The organism is Leifsonella bigeumensis, from assembly GCF_039537265.1.
Lineage (GTDB): Bacteria > Actinomycetota > Actinomycetes > Actinomycetales > Microbacteriaceae > Terrimesophilobacter > Terrimesophilobacter bigeumensis.
Genome location: NZ_BAABAE010000003.1, coordinates 1,035,915 through 1,050,085, shown reverse-complemented (window position 1 = coordinate 1,050,085; position 14,171 = coordinate 1,035,915). Strand labels below are relative to the sequence as shown.

General features: G+C 68.3%; 15 protein-coding genes. 11 read left to right on the top strand and 4 right to left on the bottom strand.

What is annotated here, in order from left to right; all coding sequences use genetic code 11:
- From ABD678_RS10220 to ABD678_RS10190, 7 genes are read left to right on the top strand one after another with little or no spacing between them, the layout of a single operon-like run.
- Positions 1-1,011, top strand: coding sequence for a helix-turn-helix transcriptional regulator (locus ABD678_RS10220; protein WP_344756287.1), 1,011 nt, complete (start codon positions 1-3; stop codon positions 1,009-1,011).
- The gene (locus tag ABD678_RS10215) at positions 1,004-2,011 is read left to right on the top strand and encodes a helix-turn-helix transcriptional regulator (protein ID WP_344756285.1); all 1,008 of its coding nucleotides are present in this window, start codon (positions 1,004-1,006) and stop codon (positions 2,009-2,011) included. Before ABD678_RS10220 ends, ABD678_RS10215 begins: the two co-directional genes overlap by 8 nt.
- Positions 2,012-2,050: 39 nt before the next feature.
- Positions 2,051-2,245, top strand: coding sequence for a twin-arginine translocase TatA/TatE family subunit (gene tatA, locus ABD678_RS10210; protein WP_344756284.1), 195 nt, complete (start codon positions 2,051-2,053; stop codon positions 2,243-2,245).
- 47 nt (positions 2,246-2,292) lie between these two features.
- Positions 2,293-3,051, top strand: a complete 759-nt coding sequence (gene tatC, locus ABD678_RS10205) for a twin-arginine translocase subunit TatC (protein WP_344756282.1) — start codon at positions 2,293-2,295, stop codon at positions 3,049-3,051.
- Positions 3,021-5,417 carry a DEAD/DEAH box helicase gene (locus ABD678_RS10200; RefSeq protein WP_425561984.1) on the top strand — a complete coding sequence of 799 codons (2,397 nt, stop codon included), beginning with the start codon at positions 3,021-3,023 and terminating at the stop codon, positions 5,415-5,417. The genes tatC and ABD678_RS10200 overlap by 31 nt, the downstream gene beginning before the upstream one ends.
- Before the next feature lie 31 nt (positions 5,418-5,448).
- A complete protein-coding gene (lnt, locus tag ABD678_RS10195; RefSeq protein ID WP_344756280.1) occupies positions 5,449-7,023 on the top strand; it encodes an apolipoprotein N-acyltransferase in 1,575 nt (524 codons plus the stop codon).
- Entirely contained in the window at positions 7,016-7,735 is a 720-nt protein-coding gene (locus ABD678_RS10190; RefSeq protein WP_344756279.1) for a polyprenol monophosphomannose synthase, read from the top strand. Before lnt ends, ABD678_RS10190 begins: the two co-directional genes overlap by 8 nt.
- On the opposite strand, the gene ABD678_RS10185 is transcribed toward ABD678_RS10190, so the two are convergent.
- From ABD678_RS10185 to ABD678_RS10170, 4 genes are all read right to left on the bottom strand, one after another.
- Positions 7,732-8,097: an RNA polymerase-binding protein RbpA gene (locus ABD678_RS10185; RefSeq protein ID WP_344756277.1), complete on the bottom strand. Its 366-nt coding sequence runs from the start codon at positions 8,095-8,097 to the stop codon at positions 7,732-7,734. The genes ABD678_RS10190 and ABD678_RS10185 overlap by 4 nt on opposite strands.
- 131 nt (positions 8,098-8,228) lie before the next feature.
- Entirely contained in the window at positions 8,229-8,948 is a 720-nt protein-coding gene (locus tag ABD678_RS10180) for a glycerophosphodiester phosphodiesterase (RefSeq protein WP_344756275.1), read from the bottom strand.
- 43 nt (positions 8,949-8,991) lie between these two features.
- Entirely contained in the window at positions 8,992-9,894 is a 903-nt protein-coding gene (locus tag ABD678_RS10175; RefSeq protein ID WP_344756273.1) for an SPFH domain-containing protein, read from the bottom strand.
- Positions 9,891-10,364: an NfeD family protein gene (locus ABD678_RS10170; RefSeq protein WP_344756272.1), complete on the bottom strand. Its 474-nt coding sequence runs from the start codon at positions 10,362-10,364 to the stop codon at positions 9,891-9,893. Before ABD678_RS10170 ends, ABD678_RS10175 begins: the two co-directional genes overlap by 4 nt.
- Positions 10,365-10,428: 64 nt before the next feature.
- Here ABD678_RS10170 and ABD678_RS10165 point away from each other — a divergent pair, with 64 nt between their 5' ends.
- Genes ABD678_RS10165 through ABD678_RS10150 form a run of 4 tightly spaced genes read left to right on the top strand, consistent with a single transcriptional unit; the run spans position 10,429 to position 14,126 of the window.
- Positions 10,429-11,193: an SDR family oxidoreductase gene (locus tag ABD678_RS10165; RefSeq protein ID WP_344756270.1), complete on the top strand. Its 765-nt coding sequence runs from the start codon at positions 10,429-10,431 to the stop codon at positions 11,191-11,193.
- Between the two features lie 20 nt (positions 11,194-11,213).
- Complete coding sequence (locus tag ABD678_RS10160) at positions 11,214-13,253, top strand: S9 family peptidase (protein WP_344756268.1); 2,040 nt, start codon at positions 11,214-11,216, stop codon at positions 13,251-13,253.
- Positions 13,254-13,260: 7 nt separating this feature from the next.
- Positions 13,261-13,710 carry a helix-turn-helix transcriptional regulator gene (locus ABD678_RS10155; RefSeq protein ID WP_344756266.1) on the top strand — a complete coding sequence of 150 codons (450 nt, stop codon included), beginning with the start codon at positions 13,261-13,263 and terminating at the stop codon, positions 13,708-13,710.
- 5 nt (positions 13,711-13,715) lie between these two features.
- Positions 13,716-14,126, top strand: a complete 411-nt coding sequence (locus tag ABD678_RS10150; protein WP_344756264.1) for a VOC family protein — start codon at positions 13,716-13,718, stop codon at positions 14,124-14,126.
- Positions 14,127-14,171: the final 45 nt, after the last annotated feature.

The following is a 14,171-nucleotide window of genomic DNA, read 5'->3' as shown; positions in this document are numbered from 1 at the left end:
GTGTCCCAGGCGCGAGCACCCCAGCGCGTTCCCGTCGAGGAGCGTCTCTTCAGCCTCGTGCTCGCGCTCCTGGCCACCGAGAGCGGACTCTCCAAGAACGAGATCCTCTCCACCGTGCAGGGATACCGGCAGCGATACTCGCCGAACGGCGACAACGCCAACCTCGAGAGGCAGTTCGAACGCGACAAGGACGACATCCGAGAGCTCGGCGTTCCGCTCGAGACCCTCGAGGCGCCCGGGCAGGCCGGCAACAACCAGAACCTGCGGTACCGGATCCCGCGTGGTGAGTACGAGCTCCCGCAGGATCTCACCTTCTCCGCGGAGGAGACGGCCCTGCTCGGCCTGGCCGCCATGGTGTGGCGGGAAGGCTCCCTCTCCGGGGAGTCCCGCCGGGCGATGATCAAGCTCAAGGCGCTCGGTATCGACACGGGGGAGCCGGTGCTCGCCTACGCGCCACGGGTGCGCGTGCGCGACGAGGCTTTCGAACCGATCGGCGCCGCGCTGGAGAAGCGCCAGGTCGTGCGCTTCAACTACCTCAAGCCGGGGGAGTCGGAGGCCAGCGTGCGCACGGTCGCTCCGCTCGCCCTCCTGCAGTTCCAGGGGCGCTGGCACTGCTACGCCGTGGAGCCGGAGACCGGCGAGCGCAAGACCTTCCTCCTGCGCCGCATCGTCAGCCAGGTCGCGGCCACCGGGGCGACCTACGACCCGCCGGCCGAGGACTCCGCCGCACGCGGCCTGCGCGAACTGCAGGAGGTGTGGGCAGCGCACGTCGCGGTCGTGAAGGCCCTGCCCGGCACGGATGCCGCCGCGCGGCTGCACAAGCGCCGGGGGGCCGACCGCGCCGACGACGGCTCACTGCACCTGAACTACGTCGACCTCAACATCATCGCGGACGAACTCGCAGGGTTCGGGCCGGAAGTCGTCGTCATCTCACCGCCCGAGCTGCGCGCAGCCGTGCGCGACCGGCTTCTCGCGATCGCTGCCGACCACGAGGGAGCCGACCGTGGCTGACCGCCCAGCCCCGCTGCAGGCGAGGGACAAGCTCACCTTTCTGCTCTCCCTCGTTCCGTACCTCATGGATCACGACCGGGTCTCCGTGCAGGTCGCCGCAGATCACTTCGGCGTGAGCGAGGAACAGATCCGGGACTCCGTACGGCTCATCGCGGTCTCCGGCATCCCCGGCGAGACCGCCGCCTACCAGCCCGACGACCTTTTCGACATCGCCTGGGACGACTTCGAGGACAACGACCAGATCGTGCTCACCAACCTCGTGGCGATCGACGACTCCCCGCGGTTCTCGGGACGCGAGGCCGCCGCACTCATCGCCGGTCTCCAGTACCTGTCCGCGCTCCCGGAGAACTCCGACCGCAGTGCCGTCGCGACGCTCATGGCCAAGCTCGCGCGGGGAGCCTCCGCGATGCCGAGCCAGGTCGCGGTCGAGGCGAGCGAGACGAACACGACGCTCGCGGTCATCCGGGATGCTGTCGCCGCCGGGCACCAGCTCGAATTCGACTACCTGAACTCGCGCGACGAGCACGAGCGCCGGAGGGTCGATCCGCTGCGCGTCGAGTCGGTCGACGACGACTGGTACCTGCGCGGGTGGTGCCACCTGCGCGAGGCGCTCAGAACATTCCGGATCGACCGCATCGGCGATCCGGTCGTCACCGAAGAGCCGCTCAGCCACCACGCGCAGGACGTCGTGCTGCCCGATGCGCTGTTCGAGGGCTCACCGGACGATCTCGACGTGGAGATCGCCGTCGCCTCCTCCGCGCTGCCGCTCATCGCCGACTACATTCCGGATGGTGCTGCCAGGGTCGCCCACGGGAACCTCGTCCGCACGACCATCCGGGTCTCGCATTTCCACGGGCTCAAGCGACTCGTCTGCAGCCATCCGGGGGTTCTCGCGGTCACAGGGCCGGAGGAGGCCAGGCGCATCGTCGCAGAGTGGGCGAGCGCCGGTGCCGCGCCGTATGGAAACGATGTGTCGGCGACCCCGCCGCTGCCCGGCTAAACTGTCACCACCAGCCCACTCGAAGAAGAGGACCCCAGAATGTTCGCAGGATTCACCGGGTGGCACGCCCTCATCATCCTGGTCGTGGTCGTGCTCCTGTTCGGCGCGACCAAGCTACCTGCGCTCGCCAAGAGCGTCGGCCAGTCGATGAAGATCTTCCGCAGCGAGATGAAGACCACCGACGGCGATGACAAGGCCGCGGGCGACGATTCGCAAGCCACGCCCAAGCCGTAGCGCCCATGGCCGCCCGTGAGAAGCGAGGCGCGGTAAACGAGCGCCGGATGTCGCTCGGGCAGCACCTCATCGAACTGCGCAAGAGGTTGTTCCGCGGTGCCCTCGGCGTGCTCGCCGGCGCCATCGTCGGGTTCATCCTCTCGCCCTGGATCCTCGACAAGATCTCCGGCCCGATCACCGAGGTCGCCAAGAGCCGTAATGCGATCCTCAACTTCTCCCAGGTGACCAGTTCCTTCGACCTGCGCATGCAGATCGCCATCTACGTCGGCCTCTTCCTTTCGAGCCCGGTCTGGCTGTACCAGATCTTCGCGTTCCTGGTCCCCGGACTCACCGGCAAGGAGAAGCGCTACACCTTCGGGTTCTTCTTCACCGCGATCCCGTTGTTCCTGGCCGGATGCGCGGCCGGCTGGTTCGTGCTCCCGCACATCGTGACGCTGCTGAGCAGCTTCGCACCGGAGGGCTCGGCCTCCATCATGGACGCCAAGGAATACCTCAACTTCGTGCTCAAACTCGTGCTCGCGGTGGGGATCGCCTTCGTGCTGCCGGTCTTCCTCGTCATCCTGAATTTCATCGGCATCATCTCGGCCAAGGGGATCCTCAAGGGCTGGCGCGTCGCCATCCTGCTGATCACCCTGTTCACGGCGATCGCGACGCCCGCGGCCGATGTCTTCTCGATGTTCCTGCTCGCGATCCCGCTCGTCGTCCTGTACTTCGTGGCCGTGGGGATCGCGTTCTGGCACGACGCGATCGCGGCGAAGCGCCTGCGCAACCTCGAATCAGACCTCGGCTCGCCGAGCATCGCGTGATCGCCGAGTTCCGGCGCGGGCTCCCGTTCGACCTCGACCCGTTCCAGACCGCTGCCTGCACGGCCCTCGACGACGGGCGCAGCGTGCTCGTCGCGGCGCCCACCGGCGCCGGCAAGACCGTCGTGGCCGAGTTCGCGGTCTTCCTGGCCATGAACGACCCATCGGCGAAGGTCTTCTACACGGCGCCCATGAAGGCGCTCAGCAACCAGAAGTATCAGGAGTTCGTCGCCGCCTATGGCCCGGATGCCGTCGGCCTCCTCACCGGGGACACCAACATCAACTCGCGGGCCCGCATCGTCGTCATGACGACCGAGGTGCTGCGCAACATGCTCTACGCCGACTCCGACCTGCTGCCGGACTTGCGGTTCGTCATCATGGACGAGGTGCACTACCTCGCCGACCGGTTCCGGGGGGCCGTCTGGGAGGAGGTCATCATCCACCTGCCCCCGGCGGTGCGTCTCGTGTCCCTCAGCGCGACGGTGTCCAACGCCGAGGAGTTCGGCGACTGGTTGCAGACGGTTCGCGGTGACACCGCCGTGGTCGTCTCGGAGCAGCGGCCGGTTCCGCTCGACCAGCACATCCTCATGCGCACGAAGCTCATCGACCTCTTTGAATCCTCGGGGACGAGCGACAAACACCGTGTCAACCCGGAGCTCGTGCAGATGGCGAGGTACGGAGGGCGAACGCTCAACTCCCGGCAGATGAAGGATGTCGGCCGCTACCACTCCCGCGGCGGACGGCCGCAGGAGCTGCGCATGGACCGGGCAGCGGTCATCCGACTGCTCACCGAGCGCAACCTCATCCCGGCGATCTTCTTCATCTTCAGCCGGGTCGGCTGCGACGCCGCCGTGAGCCAGGTGCTGCGGTCGGGGGCGAGGCTCACGACGGTCGCCGAGCGGGACGAGATCCGGGCCTTCGTGGAGGAGCGCTGCCGCACGATCCCGGACGAGGACCTCGCCGTCCTCGGTTACTGGGAGTGGCTGGGCGGGCTCGAGCGCGGGGTGGCTGCGCACCACGCCGGGATGCTCCCGGCCTTCAAGGAGACGGTCGAGGAGTTGTTCCGCCGCAAACTCGTCAAGGTCGTCTTCGCCACCGAGACGCTCGCGCTCGGCATCAACATGCCCGCACGCACGGTCGTGCTGGAGAAGCTCGAGAAGTTCAACGGCGAAGCGCGCGTTCCGATCACGCCGGGGGAGTACACGCAACTCACCGGCCGCGCCGGCAGGCGAGGGATCGACGTCGAGGGCCACTCGGTCATCCAGTGGCAGGAAGGCCTCGACCCGCAGGCGGTCGCCTCACTCGCCTCGCGGCGCACCTATCCGCTCAACTCGAGCTTCAGCCCGAGCTACAACATGGCGGTGAACCTCGTCGCCCAGTTCGGGAGGGAGCGCACGCGCGAGATCCTCGAATCCTCGTTCGCGCAGTTCCAGGCCGACCGCGGTGTCGTCGACCTCGCCCGCAAGGTGCGGGGACAGGAGGAGTCCCTCGCCGGATACGAGAAGGCCATGACCTGCCATCTCGGCGACTTCAAGGAGTACTCCGGCATCCGGAGGGAGCTGAGCGATCTCGAGCGCAAGGGCGCGGGCAGGGCGGGCTCATCGAGCCATGGCGACCGGGACCGGCGCCAGCAGCAGCTCACCGCGCTGCGCAAGAGGCTGCGCCAGCACCCATGCCATGGCTGCAGCGACCGGGAGGCGCATGCCCGCTGGGCCGAACGCTGGTGGTCGCTCAAGCGGCAGACCGACGACCTCCGCCGGCAGATCAGTTCGCGCACCGGCGCCGTCGCCCGAGTGTTCGACCGGGTCACCGATGTGCTGCTCGAGCTCGGGTACCTGCGCGTCAAGGGGAATGACCTCGTCGTCGAACCCGCCGGGCGCACGCTGCGCAGGATCTACGGCGAACGCGACCTGCTCGTGGCCGAGTGCCTGCGCACGGGTGCCTGGAACGAACTCGACGCGGCCGGCCTCGCCGCCATGGCGACCGCGATCGTCTACGAGCCGCGACGCGAGGACGGCTCGACCTCCGATCGCCACCTGCCGCGGGGGGCATTCCGCGCGGCGCTCGAACGCACGACCACGCTGTGGAGCACCCTCGACGACCTCGAGCGGGAGCATCGGCTGCCCGGAAGCGAGCCGATCTCCACGCGGCTCTCCTCAGCAATGAATCGCTGGGCGCAGGGAGGCCAGCTCGACCGGGTGCTGCAGGATGCCGATCTCGCCGCCGGGGACTTCGTCAGGATGGCGAAACAGACCATCGACCTGCTCGACCAGCTCTCGGTCGTCGCGGACGGCCCCCTCGGCCGCACAGCACGGACGGCCCTCGACGCCGTGCGACGCGGCATCGTCGCCTATTCGAGCGTCGCCTGAGCCCGGCTGCGCGCGACCTAGGCTTAGAGGGATGAAACCGGCAACCTGGAGACCGCAGCGGCATGCGGCACCGATCTGGCTCGCGGTGCTGGCGGCGGCGATCTCAGGCCCGATCAACGCGGCGGCCTTCCCCGGCCGCGGTTGGTGGCCCCTCGTCTTCCTCGGTACGGGGCTCATGATCTGGTCGCTCGCCGGCCGACGGATCGGCTCATCGCTCCTGCTCGGCCTCATCGGCGGTTTCACGTTCTGGGGAACGCACATCTTCTGGCTCACCATCTACCTCGGGCCGGTCCCGTGGCTCGCCCTGGCGGGATTGCAGACGATCTTCTTCGCCCTCGGCATGGTCCTCATCGCCCTCGCCTGGAACTGGGTGCCGCGACTCTGGCCCGGCGTCGGCGGCCGGCTGGGGCTGCTCCCGGTTGTCCTGGGCGCACTGTGGAGCCTCCGGGAGTCCATCACGAGCGTCTGGCCCTACGGAGGGTTCTCCTGGGGCAGGCTGGCGTTCTCGCAGTCGGAGAGCCCCTTCGGGTCGGTCGTCGCCTGGTTCGGCATCTCCGGACTGAGTTTCCTGCTCGCCTGGCTGAGCGCCCTGCTCGTGCAGGCGCTGCGGGAGAGTGCGATCCCCGCCTCCCGCAGGGGAGTGGTCGCGAGCGCCGCCCTCTTTGCCGTGCTCGCGCTGCCGACCTGGCCGGTCGTGGCGAGCGGCAGCATCCGGGTCGCAGCGGTGCAGGGAGACTCCGACGCCGGGTTGTTCGCCCAGCATGTGCCGGGGCAGACCCTCAACGACCACATCGCGGGCACGATCCCGCTCTTCGGCGAGAACGTGGATGTCGTGGTCTGGCCGGAGAACGCCTCCGACCTCAACCCCCTCACGCATCCGAACGCCGCGCGCGCCCTCGACTACATCTCGAGCGAGATGGACGCACCGCTCGTGACCGGCACCATCACCGGCGACAGCGAGGGCCACACCTTCAACAGCCTGCTGCTCTGGGAGGCGGGCAGGGGCGCGGTGGACCAGTACGACAAGATCCACCCGGTGCCATTCGCCGAGTATCTTCCCGACCGGGCATTCTGGTACCCCTTCGCACCTGCCCTCTTCGACCTCGTTCCGCGCGACTACACGATCGGCACGCGCGACAACATCTTCGACCTCGGCGGAGTACGGGCAGGCCTTGCCATCTGCTTCGACATCGTCGACGACGCTCTCGTCGCGCAGATGATCGACGATGGTGCGCAGCTCATTCTCGCGCCCACCAACAACGCCGACTTCGGTCGCACCGACGAGAACGTGCAGCAGCTCGCGATCGCCAGGCTGCGGGCGATCGAGACGAACCGCAGCGTCGTGCAGGTCTCCACCGTGGGCGTGAGCGCGATCTTCGCTCCGGATGGCAGGACGATCGCGCGGCTGCCGATCTTCGAGCCCGGCTCGATGGTCGAGTCGGTTCCCCTCAGCCGAGTGACGACCCTGGCGAGGGCGCTCGGCCCATCGGTCGACCTCGCGGTCGGCGGATTCGGGCTCACGGCGCTCACGCTCGCGATGGCTCTCTCGCCGCGGCGGTCCCGGGGCTCCCGGGGTCAGGCATCCGGGGAGCGCCGTCATGGCTGACACGCTCGTGATCGTGCCCACCTACAACGAGGCGGGAAGCCTGTCCGCGCTCATCGGGCGCCTGCGGCAGTTCGTGCCGGCCGCCGACATCCTCATCGTCGACGATGCGAGTCCGGATGGCACGGGGAAGCTGGCGGACGAGCTCGCGGCAGGCGACGAGAAGATCTCCGTGCTCCACCGGCCGAAGAAGGAGGGCCTCGGCCGGGCCTACCTCGCGGGGTTCCGGCGCGGACTCGGCGCAGGCTACGACTACCTCGTCGAGATCGACGCCGACGGGTCGCACGACCCGGTCGACCTCGTCCCCATGCTCGCCCTCGCGGCCGGCGGAGCGGATCTCGTCCTGGGCAGCCGTTGGGTCCCGGGCGGTTCGGTCGTCAACTGGCCGTGGCCGCGCAGAGCCATCTCCCGGTTCGGCAACGCCTACGCGCGCACGATGCTGCGCTCGGGCATCCGGGACCTCACCTCGGGCTTCCGAGTGTTCCGGTCCTCGGCACTCGGCGGAATCGAGTTCGACTCGGTCGCCTCACAGGGCTACTGCTTCCAGATCGAACTGGCCTGGACCATCGAGCGCGCAGGACTCGACGTCGTCGAGCATCCGATCACGTTCATTGAGCGCGCGGTGGGCCGCTCGAAGATGCACCTCGGAATCGTCATCGAGGCGCTCGCGCGCGTCACCGTGTGGGGAGCGACGCGCAGGAGGCGACAGCTCTAGGCGCCGATCTTGTGCTCGCCGCGGCGGGCGCGGAGGTAGGCGAGACGCTCCTCGAGCAGCTCCTCGAGCTCCGCGCGGGTGCGACGCTCCAGCAGCATGTCCCAGTGGGTGCGGGGGATGCGGGTCTCGGTCTCGTCGAGCGGGACGAGCTTGCCGTTGTCGCCGACCAGGCGGCCCTCACGGCCGCTCTTCGGGGACTCCCAGATGGTCGGGATCTCAGCGTCGGCGGCGAAGGTCACCTCGAAGGTCGAACCGTCCTCGAGCTGGTAGGTGCTCCGGCGACGGGGGGAGAAGGTCACGCCTTCCTCGCTCTGGAGGCTCTGTGCTCCGAGACGCATTCCGCGCAAACTGCGATCAGCCATGGTTTCTCCCCTTAAGTCCGCCAGCTTTCACAAGTTATAAACCACCAAGCTGGGCATAACCTTTCCGCCGCACGTCTTTCACAGCGGGTTCCCAGAAACCTCTCGGCTGGGCTGCCCATCGCGTCGACGGCTCAGGCGCGGGAGCGTAAGACCTGGGCTGCGAGGTCAGCGCGATCGGTCACGATTCCGTCGACCCCCAGGTCGAGGAGGCGGTGCATCTCGGCAGGATCGTTGACGGTCCAGACGTGGACTTCGACCCCGGCGGAGTGCGCCATCCGTACGAGCGGGGGAGTGATGACCCGGACCCCCTTCCACCGCTCCGGCAACTGCACGGCATCCACCGAACGCAGGATTCTCCGCACCCGCCCGGCGAGCCTGAGCTTCGAGGCGGCGAGCACCCTGGCACCCGTGCCGAAGGATGCCGATGTGGCGACCCCGGGGAGGGCGCGCACCGTCGCCCGCCTCCTGGATTCGCTGAACGACGTCACGAGAACGCGCTCGGTGGCGCCCTGCGCCCGGATGGCGTCCACCGTGGGCAGGACGGCCCCCGCCGACTTCACATCGATGTTGAATCGCGCATCCGGAAACCCGTCGAGCGCCTCCGCGAGGGTCGAGAACCCCTGGCCTGAGCCCAGGTCGATGCGGCGGAGCTCGGCTGCCGTCAACTGGTCGACGCGGACCTCACGTCCGGCGACACGGGTGAGATCGGGGTCGTGGCTGACGATCGCGATGCCGTCGGCGCTCTCGTGCACATCCGTCTCGATGAACTCGACACCGGCCGCGAGCGCCTTCGCGAACGCGAGCAGCGTGTTCTCGGGAGCGGCGAGGGCGAGCCCCCGATGCGCGAGCACCCGGGGAGGCGCGGTATCGAAATAACCGCCGCGCGAAGCGTCCCTACGCGCCGTGCGCACCCTTGTTGCCCAGGAATCCGCTCGAGATGCTGGTGAGCGCCTCGGTGAACTCCGAGGGGATGATCCAGAGCTTGCTCGAGTCGCTCTCGGCGATCTTCGGAAGCGTGAGCAGGTACTGGTAGGCGAGCAGCTTCGGGTCGGGATCACCGTCGTGGATGGCCTGGAAGACCGTCGTGATGGCCTTCGCTTCACCCTCTGCCCGCAGGACCGCCGCCTTCGCGTCGCCCTCCGCCTTGAGGATCGCGGCCTGCCGTGCACCCTCCGCCTCGAGGATCTGCGACTGCTTGGTGCCCTCCGCGGTGAGGATGACGGCGCGCCGGTCGCGCTCGGCGCGCATCTGCTTCTCCATCGAGTCCTGGATGGACAGCGGCGGGTCGATCGCCTTGAGCTCGACCCGGCTCACCCGGATGCCCCACTTGCCGGTCGCCTCGTCGAGCACGATCCTCAGCTGGCCGTTGATGTTGTCGCGGCTCGTGAGCGCCTCTTCGAGGTTGAGGCCGCCGACGACGTTACGCAGCGTGGTGGTGGTGAGCTGTTCGACCGCGCCGAGGTAGTTCGCGATCTCGTAGGTCGCGGCCCGCGCATCCGTCACCTGGAAGTAGACGACCGTGTCGATCGAGACGACGAGGTTGTCCTCGGTGATGACCGGCTGCGGCGGGAAGGAGACGACCTGCTCGCGCATGTCGATGAGCGGCCGCACCCGGTCGATGAGCGGGATGACGATATTGAGACCGGGGTTCAGCGTCTTGTGGTACTTGCCCAGTCGTTCGACGACGCCCGCACGCGCCTGCGGGATGATCCGGATGGCACGGAACAGGATCGTGAGGACGAAGATCGCGACGACGGCGATCAGGAGCACGAGGAGGATGGTGCCGAAATCGTTCACTTCGCATTACCTTTCACAGGTACGACTATCGCAGTCGCGCCCTCGATCGAGGTGACCATGACGCGGTCACCGACTTCCAGTTCCGTCTTCTGATCGGACGAGGTCCTGGCGGTCCAGGTCTCGCCGACGGTCAGCTTGACCTGGCCCTTGCCCCCGACGAAATCGTGGACGACAGTGCCTTCCATGCCGATGAGGGCATCGACGAGGGTCTGCGCCGGGTCGCCTCCGCGCTTGAGCCTGCGGAGGAGCGGCGGCTTGACCGCGAAGAGGAGCAGGAGGGCGAGGATCGCCGCGACGACGACCTGCGCCCACCACGGGAGTCCGAGCAGCCCGGTGAGAAGGCCGCCGAGGCTGCCGAGCGCGATCATGAGGAACGTGAACTCGAGAGTGGCCATCTCGACGATGAGGAATACAAGGATGAGGCCCAGCCACAGGATCCAGGCGTAATCGTTCAGGAATTCGACAGGCATCCGGCACCCCTCGTGTGTCGTGTTAGTTATGAAACTAGCACGCCTGAGTTGCTAGGGTCTGGGGGTGAGCACACTCTTGGATCCCCACTCCCTCGACGGCAAACGGGCCCTTGTCACGGGCTCGTCCCGCGGCATCGGCGCCGACACCGTCGGCTACTTCGCCGAGGCCGGCGCGCGCGTCGTCGTCAACTACCGCAACAAGGAGAAGCGGGCGCTGCAGCTCGTCGAGAAGATCGAGGATGCCGGCGGAACGGCGATCGCCGTCGGGGCCGACCTCACCGACCCCGCCTCCGTCGCCGCCATGTTCGAGACCGTGCGCGAAGCCTGGGGAGGGCTCGACATCCTCGTCCTGAACGCCTCCGGCGGCATGGAGTCGGGCATGGGCGAGGACTACGCCCTGCGCCTCAACCGCGACGCGCAGGTGAGCCTGCTCACCTCCGCGCTGCCGCTGCTCGCACCCGGTTCGCGCGTCGTCTTCGTCACGAGCCACCAGGCGCACTTCATTCGCACCGTGCCGACCATGCCCGAGTACGAGCCGGTCGCCCTCAGCAAGCGCGCGGGGGAGGACGCCCTGCGCGCCATGATCCCGAAACTCGATGAGCTCGGCATCGAGTTCGTCGTGGTCTCGGGCGACATGATCGAAGGCACCATTACCGCGACACTTCTCGAGCGCGCCAATCCGGGAGCGATCAGCGCCCGCAAGGAGGCGGCCGGGCGCCTCTACAACGTCTCCGAGTTCGCCGCCGAGGTGGCGAGGGCGGCCGTCGAGCCGGTGCCGGGCGACCACACCCGCTACGTCGGCGATATCAGCGGTTTCACCGGAAGCTGACACAAACGTAGAGTGATGGAGTGAAAGCGACCGACCTCCCCCTCCTCACGAGCGTCTCCCGTCCGACGATCCACCCCGATGGGGCCTGGGCGGTCTTCGCCACCTCGACTCCGAACCTCGACGCGGATGCCTACGTCGGGCAGCTGTGGCGGGTTCCCCTCAACGGGAGCACCGCCCCTCGCCGCATGACGCGCGGCTTCAGCGACAGCGCACCCCGCTTCAGCCCGGACGGCGCGCGTGTCGCGTTCCTCCGCTCCGACGGCGAGAGCCCCGCGCAGCTGCAGGTCATGGAGGCGGAGGGTGGCGAGCCCGTCGCCGTCACCGACGAGAAGCTCGGGGTCGGCACCTTCACCTGGTCGCCGGACGGCAGGCGGATCGCCTACACGGCGCGGGTCGCCGAAGACGGCCGCTACGGCACGGTCGAGGGTCTCGGCTCAGGCGCCGAGCCTCCACGGCGGATCACGACCCGCAGGTTCCAGTCCAACGGTCTCGGTTACACGAACGACCGCCGCAACCACATCTTCCTCGTCGAGGTACCGGATGCGGCCGGGGAACCGGTCTACCGGCCCGCGCCCTCAGCGGCCGATCCGAAGCCCGAGGCGCCCAGGGCGGTCCCGGAACCCCGCCAGCTGACCTCCGGCGACTACGACGACGGCTACGTGCGCTTCTCGCCCGACGGATCGAGAATCGCCTTCGTCTCCGCGCGGCATGACGAGCATGATGTCGACCTGGCGAGCAACATCCACGAACTCGACCTCGATGTGCAGGACGCCGAACCGCGCGCTCTCACCGGCGCCCACGCCAAGTACGCGATCGACGGCTTCGCCTACTCGCCGGCGGGCACCATCTATTTCGTGGCGAGCGACCTGGGGGAGACCGGCCGGGACTTCGTCGCGCGCAACGGCGCGCTCTACCGGCTCGACGGCAATGGCCCGGCCGTGCGCCTCACCGATCCGGAGAACACCGACCTCGCCGACGGCGCCAACGAACTGCTCGTCACCGCGGAGGGCGCGATCCTCGCACTCAACACCTGGCATGGCAACGTCGAACTCGTCTCGATCGACGACGGAGGTGGCACCGGCGACTCCGGTGTCATCACGACCATCGCACCGCCCGATCCCGCCGGCGCGGACTCGCTCGTCGTGCTGGGCTTCGACAGTGCGGCGGGCCGCACCGTGCTGAGCTTCGCGGATGCCACGACCAAGGGCGATATCGCCGTCGTGCGCGAGGTCGGCCTCGACAGCCTCTCCAACTTCTCCGCAGGCCTGAACGTCGCCGGGATCGCGCCGATCGACCAGCTCGCGATCACCGCGCGCGATGGCTACACCGTGAACGGCTGGACGCTCAGCCCGAGAGGGGAGGGGCCGCATCCGGTGCTGCTCAACATCCACGGCGGGCCGTACACCCAGTACACCGGGAGCGTCTTCGACGAGGCGCAGGTGTACGTCGACGCCGGCTACGCGGTCGTCATGTGCAACCCGCGAGGCTCCTCCGGCTACGGCCAGGAGCACGGTCGCGCGATCCGCCAGCGGATGGGGACACTCGACTACACGGACGTCCTCGACTTCCTCGATGGCGCCCTCGCCGCGAATCCCTCGTTCGACGCCGACCGGGTCGGCATCATGGGCGGCTCCTACGGCGGCTACCTGACCGCGTGGACGATCGCACAGGACCACCGGTTCACCGCGGCGATCGTCGAGCGCGGCTACCTCGACCCGGAGACCTTCATCGGGACCTCCGACATCGGCGACTTCTTCAGCGACGAGTACACCGGAACCGATCCTGAGCAGATTCGCGCCCAGAGCCCGCAGGCCTTCGTGCACCAGGTCGTAACGCCGACCCTCGTCATCCATTCGGAGAACGACCTGCGCTGCCCGCTGTCGCAGGGGGAACGCTACTACGCGGCGTTGCTCCGGCAGGGGGTCGAGGCCGAACTGCTCATCTTCCCGGGGGAGAACCACGAGTTGAGCCGCAGCGGCCGGCCGCGGCACCGCCTGCAGCGGTTCGAGGCGGTCCTGGAGTGGTGGGGGCGTCATCTGCCGATACCGGCCGCGGAGTGAGCTCCCGATGACCAGCCCCGCCGCCGACCAGCGCCTGCGCGATCTCGCGATTCTGCGCCGCGTACGAGACCGGATGGATCGCGAGTACGCGCATCCGCTCGATGTCGAGGCTCTTGCGCTCGGTGCGAACATGTCAGCGGGGCACCTCAGCCGCCGGTTCAAGGCCGCCTACGGCGAATCGCCGTACTCCTACCTCATGACCAGACGCATCGAACGTGCGATGGCGCTCCTGCGCGGAACGGACCTCAGCGTCACCGCGGTGTGCTTCGCGGTCGGATGCTCCTCGCTCGGCACATTCAGCACACGCTTCACCGAACTCGTCGGTGTACCCCCGAGCGCGTACCGTGAGCAGGCCGTGCGAATCGAGAGCGCGGGGTTGCCGTCCTGTGTCGCCAAGCAGGTGACCAGACCGGTCAGGAATCGAGAAGCGCCCCTGGCGCGGCCGCACCTAACCTGACTGACATGAACATCACCATCCACACGAGCTTCCTCCCGCAGAACGACCCGGATGCCGCTCTCGTCTTCTACCGGGACGTGCTCGGCTTCGAGATCCGCAACGACGTCGGCTACAACGGCATGCACTGGATCACGGTCGGCCCGGCGGGCCAGCCGGACACGAACGTCGTGCTCTTCCCGCCCGCCGCCAATCCCGGCGTCACAGACGACGAGCAGCGCATGATCGCCGACATGATGGCGAAGGGCACCTACGGCCACCTCGTCCTCGCCAGCGATGACGTCGATGCCGCCTTCGACCTCGTGCAATCCCGCGGGGCGGAGGTCGTGCAGGAGCCGACGGATCAGCCCTACGGCATTCGCGACTGCGCGTTCCGCGACCCCTCCGGAAACCTCATCCGCATCCAGGCGCGAGGCTGAGCCACCCCGGCCGGAGTGCGACGGACGAGGCCGCCTCACTCGCCG

What these genes read in the sequence shown, in the direction of transcription:
- tatA (WP_344756284.1), top strand. Translation starts at nt 2,051, where the DNA reads ATGTTCGCAGGATTCACCGGGTGGCACGCCCTCATCATCCTGGTCGTG.
- tatC (WP_344756282.1), top strand. Translation starts at nt 2,293, where the DNA reads ATGTCGCTCGGGCAGCACCTCATCGAACTGCGCAAGAGGTTGTTCCGC.
- lnt (WP_344756280.1), top strand. Translation starts at nt 5,449, where the DNA reads ATGAAACCGGCAACCTGGAGACCGCAGCGGCATGCGGCACCGATCTGG.
- ABD678_RS10190 (WP_344756279.1), top strand. Translation starts at nt 7,016, where the DNA reads ATGGCTGACACGCTCGTGATCGTGCCCACCTACAACGAGGCGGGAAGC.
- ABD678_RS10185 (WP_344756277.1), bottom strand. Translation starts at nt 8,097, where the DNA reads ATGGCTGATCGCAGTTTGCGCGGAATGCGTCTCGGAGCACAGAGCCTC.
- ABD678_RS10170 (WP_344756272.1), bottom strand. Translation starts at nt 10,364, where the DNA reads ATGCCTGTCGAATTCCTGAACGATTACGCCTGGATCCTGTGGCTGGGC.
- ABD678_RS10155 (WP_344756266.1), top strand. Translation starts at nt 13,261, where the DNA reads ATGACCAGCCCCGCCGCCGACCAGCGCCTGCGCGATCTCGCGATTCTG.
- ABD678_RS10150 (WP_344756264.1), top strand. Translation starts at nt 13,716, where the DNA reads ATGAACATCACCATCCACACGAGCTTCCTCCCGCAGAACGACCCGGAT.